This window comes from Streptomyces flavofungini (assembly GCF_041028215.1).
GTDB lineage: Bacteria > Actinomycetota > Actinomycetes > Streptomycetales > Streptomycetaceae > Streptomyces > Streptomyces flavofungini_B.
In genome coordinates this window covers 1-10,793 of sequence record NZ_JASKYR010000217.1, presented here as the reverse complement: position 1 = coordinate 10,793, position 10,793 = coordinate 1, and the positions used below count along the sequence as shown (strand labels likewise).

At 72.5% G+C, this 10,793-nt stretch carries 10 protein-coding genes and 1 pseudogene; all 11 read right to left on the bottom strand.

Features of this window, described 5'->3' with window-relative positions; all coding sequences use genetic code 11:
- Positions 1-517: 517 nt before the first annotated feature.
- A complete protein-coding gene (locus tag AB8Z36_RS17060) occupies positions 518-652 on the bottom strand; it encodes a hypothetical protein (RefSeq protein ID WP_369214167.1) in 135 nt (44 codons plus the stop codon).
- Between the two features lie 82 nt (positions 653-734).
- Positions 735-1,757, bottom strand: a complete 1,023-nt coding sequence (locus AB8Z36_RS17055; RefSeq protein ID WP_369214166.1) for a PAC2 family protein — start codon at positions 1,755-1,757, stop codon at positions 735-737.
- A 173-nt stretch (positions 1,758-1,930) separates the two neighbouring features.
- A pseudogene (locus tag AB8Z36_RS17050) lies at positions 1,931-2,440 on the bottom strand (FadR/GntR family transcriptional regulator); the annotation flags it as partial.
- A gap of 94 nt (positions 2,441-2,534) precedes the next feature.
- The gene (locus AB8Z36_RS17045; RefSeq protein WP_369214168.1) at positions 2,535-3,323 is read right to left on the bottom strand and encodes a ferredoxin reductase; all 789 of its coding nucleotides are present in this window, start codon (positions 3,321-3,323) and stop codon (positions 2,535-2,537) included.
- Position 3,324: 1 nt separating this feature from the next.
- Positions 3,325-3,954 carry a sulfite oxidase-like oxidoreductase gene (locus tag AB8Z36_RS17040; protein WP_369214165.1) on the bottom strand — a complete coding sequence of 210 codons (630 nt, stop codon included), beginning with the start codon at positions 3,952-3,954 and terminating at the stop codon, positions 3,325-3,327.
- A complete protein-coding gene (locus AB8Z36_RS17035; RefSeq protein ID WP_369214164.1) occupies positions 3,951-5,312 on the bottom strand; it encodes an amidohydrolase in 1,362 nt (453 codons plus the stop codon). The genes AB8Z36_RS17040 and AB8Z36_RS17035 overlap by 4 nt, the downstream gene beginning before the upstream one ends.
- A 21-nt stretch (positions 5,313-5,333) precedes the next feature.
- Positions 5,334-6,116: a nucleoside phosphorylase gene (locus AB8Z36_RS17030; RefSeq protein WP_369214163.1), complete on the bottom strand. Its 783-nt coding sequence runs from the start codon at positions 6,114-6,116 to the stop codon at positions 5,334-5,336.
- 110 nt (positions 6,117-6,226) lie between these two features.
- Entirely contained in the window at positions 6,227-7,837 is a 1,611-nt protein-coding gene (locus AB8Z36_RS17025) for a glycerol-3-phosphate dehydrogenase/oxidase (protein ID WP_369214162.1), read from the bottom strand.
- A 5-nt stretch (positions 7,838-7,842) separates the two neighbouring features.
- Positions 7,843-9,387, bottom strand: a complete 1,545-nt coding sequence (gene glpK / locus AB8Z36_RS17020; protein WP_369214161.1) for a glycerol kinase GlpK — start codon at positions 9,385-9,387, stop codon at positions 7,843-7,845.
- A gap of 69 nt (positions 9,388-9,456) precedes the next feature.
- Positions 9,457-10,248: an MIP/aquaporin family protein gene (locus tag AB8Z36_RS17015; protein ID WP_369214160.1), complete on the bottom strand. Its 792-nt coding sequence runs from the start codon at positions 10,246-10,248 to the stop codon at positions 9,457-9,459.
- 209 nt (positions 10,249-10,457) lie between these two features.
- The coding region (locus AB8Z36_RS17010; protein WP_369214159.1) for an IclR family transcriptional regulator domain-containing protein at positions 10,458-10,793 on the bottom strand (336 nt) is incomplete at its 5' end.

Here is a 10,793-nt window from a genome sequence, read left to right as displayed (position 1 = left end):
AGCCCGCAGGGCGATGCCYGACGGCGCGTGCCCTCTTTCCGCTGTCCGGCCTTCGCCCGCGCCTCCAGGCATCGCCCTGCGGGCTCGTCCTCAAGCGCCGGACGGGCTGAGATGTACCGCTCGTGCGGCTGCCGGGTACGCCCGTGGCGGGCTGTGGGCCTCTCTCCGCCGTCCGGCTTCCGTCCGCGCCTCCAGGCGTCGCCCTGCGGGCTCGTCCTCAAGCGCCGGACGGGCTGAGACGCACCGCCCGTGCGGCTGTCGGGTWCAGCCGTGGCGGGCTGTGGCCCTCTCCCCGCCTGTCCGGCCTCCGCCCGCGCCTCCAGCCGTCGCCCTGCGGGCTCGTCCTCAAGCGCCGGACGGGCTGAGACGCACCGCCCGTGCGGCTGTCGGGTTCAGCCGTGGCGGGCTGAGATGTACCGCTCGTGCGGCTGCCGGGTACGCCCGTGGCGGGCTGTGGGCCTCTCTCCGCCGTCCGGCTTCCGTCCGCGCCTCCAGGCGTCGCCCTGCGGGCTCGTCCTCAAGCGCCGGACGGGAACTGGGCCGCGGCGACGGCGAGTCGGGCGCGGGCGATGGCAGGACGTCGGCCCTCGCGGGCACGGCGTACGAGAAGGGCGTTGGTACCCACGTCGACTCCGCTGAGGGTGGCGGACACCAACGGCTCCAGGAGCGGGGATCGCGCGGACCGGGCCGGGGCGATGTTCCGCTGCGCCCCGGCCTGATCCAGGCGTTAGGCCCTAGTCGTCCGAGGAGTCGGACGGACCGGACGAGTCGTCGCCGTCGCTCTCGCCCTCGGTGCTCTGCCCGGGACGCTGGGACGGCTTGGGCTTCGGCGGGCGGGTGCGCTCGCTGGGGGTGTCGCGCAGATACGCGGCACCCTCGCCGTCCGTCGCGTGGCTGCCGCCGCTCTGTCCGGGGCCGCCGTCACGGCGCCGCAGGTAGCGCTCGAACTCGCGGGCGATGGCCTCGCCCGACGCCTCGGGCAGCTCGGCGGTGTCCCGCGCCTCCTCCAGCGACTGCACGTACTCCGCGACCTCGCTGTCCTCGGCGGCGAGCTGGTCCACGCCGAGCTGCCAGGCGCGCGCGTCCTCGGCCAGTTCGCCCAGCGGGATGCGCAGGTCGATCAGGTCTTCCAGGCGGTTGAGCAGGGCGAGCGTGGCCTTCGGGTTCGGCGGCTGCGAGACGTAGTGCGGGACGGCGGCCCAGAGGCTCACGGCCGGGACGCCCGCGTGCGTGCACGCCTCCTGGAGGATGCCGACGATGCCTGTGGGGCCCTCGTACTTGGTCTCCTCCAGGTCCATGGTGCGGGCCAGGTCCGGGTCGGACGTCACGCCGCTGACCGGGACGGGCCGGGTGTGCGGGGTGTCGCCGAGCAGCGCACCCATGATCACCACCAGCTCCACGCCGAGTTCATGCGCGAAGCCGAGGATCTCGTTGCAGAACGAGCGCCAGCGCATCGACGGTTCGATACCGCGCACCAGCACGAGGTCACGCGGTTTCTCGCCGCCGACGCGGACCACGGAGAGCCGGGTCGTCGGCCACGTGATCTTGCGTACCCCGTCGTCCAGCCAGACGGTGGGGCGGTTGACCTGGAAGTCGTAGTAGTCCTCGGCGTCCAGCGCCGCGAACACCTCGCCCTTCCATTCCTTGTCGAGATGCGCGACCGCGGTGGAGGCGGCGTCGCCTGCGTCGTTCCAGCCCTCGAACGCGGCCACCATGACCGGGTCGACCAGCTCGGGAACTCCGTCGAGCTCGATCACCCAGGCCTCCTTCCGACGTTCCCTTGCGTACGCCCCAACCTTACGGCGTCCGCAGGGGCCCTACGCAGCCCCCTTGCGTGGGGGAGTGCGTGATCACTGCCCACGCTGGGCGCCGGGAAACGGGTGGTTCGCACGGGTCGCGGGGGGACGGGCGTACGGTCGTCACCCTGCGGAGCACGCCCGTTCCGCAGCGTGCGGCCGACGGCGTCCTCCTGGGGCGGACCGCGCCGGACGCGGGCCCGTGTGGTCGGTCCGGAGGGCCCGTCGAGCAGGGAGCAGAGCACGGAGTTCCCCGCGCTTCCCGGCGCCGCCAACTGCTCGCTCGGTGCGGCGAGTCCGGTATCGGTGATGTGGGCGCAGGCCATCGCGGTCGCCGCCGGTTCCAGGATGCGGCGCACCGCGAGGAATTCGAGGACCGTGTCGTCGCGGTGGAAGTCCACGACGAAGCTCGGGGCCGTCAGGAGGAGTTGCGGGTCCGGGCTCGTGACATAGGTGCCGTCACCCGGGCGTACGTCGAGGGCGCGGATCAGGAAGAGCGCACGGACCGCCTCGCGCGGGGAGTTGCGCGACAGGCCGAGGCCGGCGGCGAGCTCGCTCTCCTTGGGCAGCCGGTCCCCGGGGCGCAGCGCACCCGAGACGATCATTCCCTTGATCTTCTCGATGGCCTCGTCGGTGACAGCCATGGGGACCTCGCCTCAACAGTCCGTGCCGGCGGTCGAAGGAACCGGCTCCGACATCCGATGTATCAGGCGATGACGGTTCGGCGTTCCGCGCCGGTCAGCCGAAGCGCTCGATCCTGATCCGGTCCACCGGCTGACCGCCCTGGACCAGGAGCCGCGAGGCGTGCTCCGCGAATCCGTTCGAGCCGCAGATGTACGCCTCCCAGCCGCCCTCCGGCTGCCCCGGGCCGAGGAAGGGCGCCAGGTGGGACGCGTTCAAGCGCCCCTCGGTGCGGGTCAGGACGACGGTGGTCTCGTCGCCGTACTCGTCGGCGTAGATCAGGTCCTCGCGGGTGCGCGCCGAGACGATCAGGCGCAGCGGCAGGCCGATCCCCGCGCGCCGGTGGTGGCGCACCATCGACATCAGCGGCACCACCCCGGAGCCCGCCCCGAGCAGCAGCGCGGGCCGGTCGCCCGGCCAGGCGAAGAAGCCGGAGAGCGGACCGCGCACCTCCACGGTGTCGCCGACCCGGGCGACGGTGTGCAGATGCCCCGAGACCTCGCCGTCGCGCACATGGTCGAGAGTCAGCTCGATCTCACCGCTGCCGTCCGGTGCGGAGGCGATGGAGTAGTGCCGCTGGGCGGCATAGCCGTCCTCGGCCGTCAGCCGCAGCATCAGGTGCTGCCCCGGCAGGTGGCCCTCCCACTCGGGCACCTTGAGCCGGAACGTCGAGGCGTGCGGGGTCTCCGCGCGGACGCCCGTGATCAGCGCCCGCTGCCACAGGCTCGCGGCGCGCTCGCTCACGGCGATCCGGCCGGGCACGGCGAACCGCGTCGGCGGCACGAAACGGCCCTCGGCGGACGGCGTGCCCGCCCCGGGCCGCGGGCCGTCGGCGGGGGAGGGGATGTCAGTCACCTGCGTAACGCTCCTCGGCCCACGGGTCGCCCCGGTGGTGGTAGCCGTTCTGCTCCCAGAAGCCGGGCTCGTCGTGGTCGAGGAGCCGCAGCCCGGCGATCCACTTGGTGCTCTTCCAGAAGTAGAGGTGCGGGACGATCAGCCGCGCGGGCCCGCCGTGCTCGGCGGGCAGCGGCTCGTCCCCGTACTCCCAGACGATCCACGCCCGGCCGCCGGTCACGTCGGCGAGCGGCAGATTGCTGGTGTAGCCGGTGTGGGAGTACGCGACGACGTGCGAGGCCTCGGGCAGCGGGCGGACGGCGGCCAGGAAGCTGTCCAGGCTCACCCCGCCGAAGCGCACCCCGAACTTCGACCAGCTCGTCACGCAGTGGATGTCGCCCCGGTACTCGGCCGACGGCAGCGTGTGCGCCTCGTCCCAGCCCCAGGTGCGCGGCTCGGCCACGAGGCCGTCCACGCGGAAGGTCCAGTCGGCGGCGGCCAGGTGCGGTGTCACCTCGGCGGACAGCACCGGCCAGCCGTCGCGGGCGTCGTACTGGCCCGGCGGCAGGCGCGGATCGCGGTCGGCGGCGCGGGCGCGGCCGGTGAAGCCGCGGGTGGGTTCGTACTCGGTCATCGGGGTCATGCCGTGCTCGTCTCCTGGTGGGCGCCCGCGGCGGCTGCCAGCTCCCGCAGGACGGCGCTCTCGTCGAGCGTGCGCAGTACGCGGTCCCGCATCAGCACCCGCCCGTCCACCACAGTGTCCCGCACGTCACCGGCGGCCGCCGCGTAGGCGAGCGTCGACCACGGGTCGTGCCGGGGCGCGGTGTGCGGGCGGCCGAGTTCGACGACGACGAGGTCGGCCCGCTTGCCCGGCTCCAGGGAGCCGAGCGAGTCGCCGAGGCCGAGCGCCCGCGCCGACTCGATGGTCGCCATCCGCACGGCCTGCTCGGCGCCGACCGCCGTGGGATCGCCGCCCGCCTTGTGCACCAGCGCCGCCATCCGCACCGCGCCGAGCACGTCGAGGGTGTTGGAACTCACGGCGCCGTCCGTGCCGAGGCCCACCGTGACGCCCGCTTCGAGAAGCTCCGGTACGCGCGCGATGCCGCAGCCCAGCTTCAGGTTCGACACCGGGCAGTGCGCGACGGCGGTGCCGGTGCGGGCCAGCGTCGCGATCTCCGCGTCGGTGAGGTCGACGGCGTGCGCGAGCAGCGTGTCGGGGCCGAGCACACCGAGCGAGTCGAGCAGCTCGACCGGGCGCTTGCCGTGCTGCTCCAGGACGGTCGCCACCTCGCCCGCGTTCTCGGCCGCGTGCAGATGGAGCAGGGCGCCGTGCGCGCGGGCCAGCGCGGCGATCTCCGTGAGCTGCTCGGGGCCCAGCGTGTACGCGGAGTGCGCGAAGACCACGGGACGGGTGCCCGGGGCCGGTGTGCGGCCCTTGAGGTACGCGCTCGCCCAGCCGAGCCGCTCCGCGTAGGGGCGGCCGTCGGGCGGCCCCGGCACGTCCATGAAGGTGGGCCCGCCCAGCAGCCGCCAGCCCGCGTCCCGCGCCACCGCCTCGGCGGCCTCGTGGAACCAGTACATGTCGAGTGCCGTGGTGACCCCGGCGCGCACGGACTCCGCGATCGCGCCGCGCAGCGCGGTCGCCACCGTGCCGGGGGAGAGGATCTCGGCCTCGCGCGGGATGACGCGGGACAGGAACCCCTGGAGGGTGAGGTCGTCGGCGATGCCGCGCAGCAGGTTCATCGCCAGGTGCGTATGGGTGTTGATCAGCCCCGGCAGGACCAGGCAGCCCCGGGCGTCGATCTCCCGCGCGGCGTCGTACGCGGCGCGCAGCCTGCCCGCCGGGCCGACCTCCACGACGCGTCCGGCGCGCACCGCCACCGCGCCGTCCGGCACGACGGTGCCCGCGGCGTCGACGGTCAGCACGTCACCGCCGTGCACCAGCAGGTCCAGGTCCCTTGAGCCGCCGCGGTCCTGGACCGGCAGGTCGGTTTGAGGCATCGTTTCCGCTCTTCCGGGTCGTCACGTCCGCCGCGCGACCAGCAGGCGCAGCGCGTCCAAGGTTATCCGGGCGCCCCGGTCGACCCCGGCGGCGACCACGTCGCGGTGCGGGTCGTAGCCGCCGGTCGACAGGAGCGCCTCGTCGTCCACCAGTTCGTCGGCGTTCGCGCCGTCCACCACCAGGGCGCCGCCCGCGGTCAGGCCGTGCGTCGAGGCGAAGACGTACAGCGCCGAGAGCTCCATCTCGATCGCCGCGATCCCGGCCCGCTCGTACGCATCGCCGGGCAGCGGCAGGAATCCCGGCTGGAACGCGGCCCGCGTCCACACCACGCCCCGGTGGTGCGGCGCGTCCATGGCCCGCGCCGCGCGCTGGAGCGCGATGACGGCCTCCGGGGTCGCGAACGCCGGGTACTCCGCGGGGATGAGCTGCTGGGTCACCCCGTCATCGCGCACCGCCGCGTCCGCGATGACCAGGTCGCCGTCGCGGATGCCGGGCCGGATCGCGCCCGCGGTGCCGAGCCGCAGGAAGGTGCGGACGCCCGCCGCGGCCAGCTCCTGGAAGAGCAGCAGGGCGCCGGGGGCCCCGACGCCGTGCGAGGAGACGACGACCGGGGTGCCGTGCCAGTCGCCGGTGAAGGTGCGGTACTCGCGGTGGTACGACACCTCCTTGGCGTCGGCGAGGAGCGCGGCGACGGCCTCCGCGCGGCCCGGGTCACCGACCACGACCGCCTGGGCGGGCAGTCCGGTGCGCGGGACACGGGTGATGGGCTGCCCGTCGGAGGGCGACGTCAGGGGAGAGCTCACGCCGGTGATCGTACGTAAGGGGCGGCCCGCCATGGGAACCGCCCCTTACCCGACCGCTCGGACGCGGCCGCTCACGCGAGAGCCGACGGCTCACGCGAGCCCGCTTACGGTCAGGCCTTCTTGCCGAGCAGGTCCTCGACCTTGCCGCGCACGTCGTCCGTGGCCAGGCCGCGGATCGTCAGCGTGGTGCGGCGGCGCAGCACGTCGTCCGCCGTCTCGGCCCACTCGTTGTCACGGGCGTAGACGACCTGCGCCCAGATCTCCGGGGCGTCGGGGTGGACGCGCTCGGCGAGCTCGGGGTTCTCGTTCGCCAGGCGGGCGATGTCGAAGGAGAGCGAGCCGTAGTGCGTCGCCAGGTGCTTGGCGGTGTCGGCGGCCATGCGCGGGCCCGGCGCGGGGCCGTCCACCAGGAGGCGGTGGGCGACGGCGCGCGGGTTGGCGATGCCGGGCAGCGGCAGCTTCTTCGGCAGCTCCGAGATCGGCTCGTAGTCCTCGCCGAGCGGGTGGCCGGGGAGCGACTCCAGCTTCTTCATCACCGTACGGCCGATGTGGCGGAAGGTCGTCCACTTGCCGCCCGCGACCGACAGCATGCCGCCCCTGCCCTCGGTGACGACCGTCTCGCGCTTGGCCTTGGAGGTGTCGCCGGGGCCGCCGGGCAGCACCCGCAGACCCGCGAAGGAGTAGGTGATCAGGTCGCGCGAGAGCTGCTGGTCGCGGATGGAGAACGCGGCCTCGTCCAGGATCTGGGCGGTGTCGGCCTCGGTGACGCGCACGTCCGCCGGGTCGCCCTCGAACTCCTCGTCGGTCGTGCCGAGCAGCAGCATGTCCTCCCAGGGCAGGGCGAACGTGATGCGGTACTTGTCGATCGGCGTGGCCAGCGCGGCCTTCCAGGGGGCGGTGCGCTTGAGGACCAGGTGCGCGCCCTTGGAGAGGCGGATGGAGGGCGCCGCGTCGGGGTTCTCCATCTTGCGCAGGTGGTCGACCCAGGGGCCGGTGGCGTTCAGGACCAGCCGGGCGTCGATCCCGAACTCGTCGCCGCTCACGCGGTCCTTGAGCTCGGCGCCCGTGACCCGGCCCTTGGTGAAGCGCAGGCCCGTGACCTCGGCGTGGTTGAGGACGGCGGCACCGGCCTCGACGGCCGCGCGGACCGTCATCAGGGCCATGCGGGAGTCGTTCATCTGGTCGTCGCCGTAGACCGCGACGGCCTTGAGGTTGTCGGTGCGCAGCTCGGGCACGTCCTGCGCGGCCTTCGACGGCGAGAGCAGGTGGCCGACGCCGTCGCCGAACGCGGAGAGCGCGCTGTAGGCGAAGACGCCCGCGCCGAGCTTGGCGGCGCCGTGCGGGCCGCCCTTGTAGACCGGCAGGTAGAAGGTGAGCGGGTTCGCCAGGTGGGGGGCCACCTGACGGGAGACCGCGCGGCGCTCGAAGTGGTTCTCCGCGACCAGCTTCACCGCGCCGGTCTGGAGGTAGCGCAGACCGCCGTGGAGCAGCTTGGAGGAGGCGGAGGAGGTGGCGCCGGCGAAGTCACCGGCGTCCACCAGGGCCACCCGCAGGCCCGACTGCGCGGCATGCCAGGCGGTGGAGATGCCCAGGATTCCGCCGCCGATCACCAGGAGGTCGTACGTCGCCTTGGAAAGCTGCTCCCGGGTCTCGGCGCGGCTCGGGTTGAGGCCGGCAGCCGGATGCGTCCCGAGGGCAGGGACGCTCTGCAGGGTGGTCATGTGTCTTACTCCTCGCCACTCTCGTCGAGCCAGCCCATGGACCGCTCGACGGCCTTGAGCCAGCTCTTGTACTCACGGTCGCGGGTGCCCGCGTCCATGTGGGGGGTCCATTCCGCGGCCCGCCGCCAGTTGGCGCGCAGCTCGTCGGTCGAGGACCAGAAGCCGACGGCGAGACCGGCGGCGTAGGCGGCGCCGAGGCAGGTCGTCTCGGCCACCATCGGGCGCACCACGGGCGCGTCGAGGAAGTCCGAGATGGTCTGCATCAGCAGGTTGTTGGAGGTCATGCCGCCGTCGACCTTGAGGGCCGCGAGCTCGACGCCGGAGTCCTTCGTCATGGCGTCGGTGATCTCACGGGTCTGCCAGGCCGTGGCCTCCAGGACGGCGCGCGCGATGTGCGCCTTGGTGACGTACCGGGTCAGACCGGCGATCACACCGCGGGCGTCGGAGCGCCAGTACGGGGCGAACAGGCCGGAGAAGGCCGGTACGAAGTAGGCGCCGCCGTTGTCCTCGACCGAGGACGCGAGGGTCTCGATCTCGGCGGCGGAGTTGATCAGGCCCATCTGGTCGCGCATCCACTGCACCAGCGAACCGGTGACCGCGATGGAGCCCTCCAGGGCGTAGACCGGCTTCTGGTCGCCGATCTGGTAGCCGACCGTGGTCAGCAGCCCGGAGTAGGAGTTGATGGCCTTGTCACCGGTGTTCAGGAGCATGAACGTGCCGGTGCCGTACGTGGACTTCGCCTCGCCCTCGTCGAAACAGGTCTGGCCGAACAGGGCCGCCTGCTGGTCGCCGAGCGCGGAGGCGACGGGGATGCCGCCGAGCAGATCGCCGAGCTTGCCGCCGGTGACCTCGCCGTAGACCTCGGCGGAGGAGCGGATCTCGGGGAGCATCGCCGTGGGCACGCCGATGGACTCGCAGATTCTGGCGTCCCACTCCATCTTGTGGAGGTTCATCAGCATGGTGCGGGAGGCGTTGGTGACGTCGGTGACGTGCTTGCCGCCGTTGACGCCGCCGGTCAGGTTCCAGATGACCCAGGAGTCCATGGTGCCGAAGAGGATGTCGCCCGCCTCGGCGCGCTCGCGCAGACCGTCGACGTGGTCGAGCAGCCAGCGGGCCTTGGGGCCCGCGAAGTAGGAGGCCAGCGGGAGGCCGGTCTCGCGGCGGAAGCGGTCCTGGCCGACGTTGCGCCCGAGCTCCTTGCAGAGCGCGTCGGTGCGGGTGTCCTGCCAGACGATGGCGTTGTGCACCGGCTCGCCGGTGTTCTTGTCCCACAGCAGCGTGGTCTCACGCTGGTTGGTGATGCCGATCGCCTTGATGTCGTCGCGGGTGATCCCGGCCTTGGCGACGGCCCCGGCCACGACCTCCTCGACGTTGGTCCAGATCTCGGTCGCGTCGTGCTCGACCCAGCCCGGCTTGGGGAAGATCTGCTCGTGCTCCTTCTGGTCGACGGCGACGATCCGGCCGTCCTTGTCGAAGACGATGCAGCGGCTGGACGTGGTGCCCTGGTCGATGGCGGCGATGAAGGGGCCTGCGGTGTGTGCGTCGGTCACGGTGTGCTCCAGTAGTTCTTCGCTGTCGGTCTCAGGCGTCTGTGGCGGTCATCGGTCGCTGTCGCGGGTCTACTTGAACGCGACGTTGTAGAGACCGCCGGCGAGGGCGCCGCCGATCAGCGGGCCGACGATCGGGACCCAGGCGTAGGACCAGTCCGAGCTGCCCTTGTTCGGCAGCGGGAGCACGGAGTGGATGATGCGCGGACCGAGGTCGCGGACGGGGTTGATCGCGTAGCCCGTGGGGCCACCGAGCGAGAGGCCGATGCTGACCACGACGAACGCGGTGATCAGGGCGCCGAGGGTGCCGAGGCCGTTGCCGCCGTCGTTGAGGCCCTGGGTCAGGATCGCGAGGACCAGGACGACGGTGGCGATGACCTCCGTCAGTACGTTCTGGACGTAGTTGCGGATCTCGGGGCCGGTGGCGAAGACGCCGAGGACCGGACCGGCCGCGGGGGCGGCCTTCTGGTCGACCATGCCCTCCTCGACGGGCTGCGCCGCGAGGATCTCGGGGTCCGTCAGGTGGGCCTTGAACTGGCCCATGTACGTGACCCACACCAGTACGGCGCCGATCATCGCGCCGAGGAGCTGCGAGGCCAGGTAGAGCGGGACATCGCTCCACTTGGTGCCGCCCTCGACGGCGAGGCCGAGCGTGACCGCCGGGTTCAGGTGGGCGCCGGAGACGCCGCCCGCGAGGTAGGCGCCGGTCAGTACGGCGAAGCCCCACCCGAAGGTGATGGCGACCCAGCCGGCGTCCTTGGCCTTCGAGCGCTTGAGCGTGACGGCGGCGCACACGCCACCGCCCAGCAGGATGAGCACGGCGGTACCGATGGTCTCGCCGATGAAGATGTCGGAGCTGGACACCCGCGACTCCTTTGTCCTTCGTCCAGGGGAAGGCGAACCCCGGGTCCCTCCGGTGGTCCGCGACCTCAGGTGAGGTCGTTGCCGGCCCTTGGCCTTGTCCCACTCTAGCGCGTAATGCCGGTAGGTGTTCGACAATGCCGACCGATGGACGCGAGTCTCACCCCGTGGTTACTTGCACGTCAAGAGTTCTGTTATTGAAAACACGATCGTTATTGATCGTTTCGACCTATCGGTCCAGGCAGGGTCCTGGACCGGGTCCTTGCGGGCTGATCGGTGCATCGATGGTCGCCCGGACGGCTTCCGCCCGCACGTCGGCGCGGCGGCGCGGGGCACGGATGGCGTCGGGGCGCGTACGGCGGCGGGCCGGGCAGGGGCGGCCGGGCAGGGCGGGAGACCGCGTGGGTGAGGTCGAGGACGCCCTCGAATTCCTCGGGGTCGGTCACCGTACGGGCCGTGAGCGGCTGCCGCTCGGCCTCCAGGGCCTCGTTGTGCGCGACCGGGTCGTAGGCGGAGAGCACCTTGCCGAGGGCGGTGGAGTGCAGCGG

What these genes read in the sequence shown, in the direction of transcription:
- AB8Z36_RS17040 (WP_369214165.1), bottom strand. Translation starts at nt 3,954, where the DNA reads ATGACCCCGATGACCGAGTACGAACCCACCCGCGGCTTCACCGGCCGC.
- AB8Z36_RS17035 (WP_369214164.1), bottom strand. Translation starts at nt 5,312, where the DNA reads ATGCCTCAAACCGACCTGCCGGTCCAGGACCGCGGCGGCTCAAGGGAC.
- AB8Z36_RS17025 (WP_369214162.1), bottom strand. Translation starts at nt 7,837, where the DNA reads ATGACCACCCTGCAGAGCGTCCCTGCCCTCGGGACGCATCCGGCTGCC.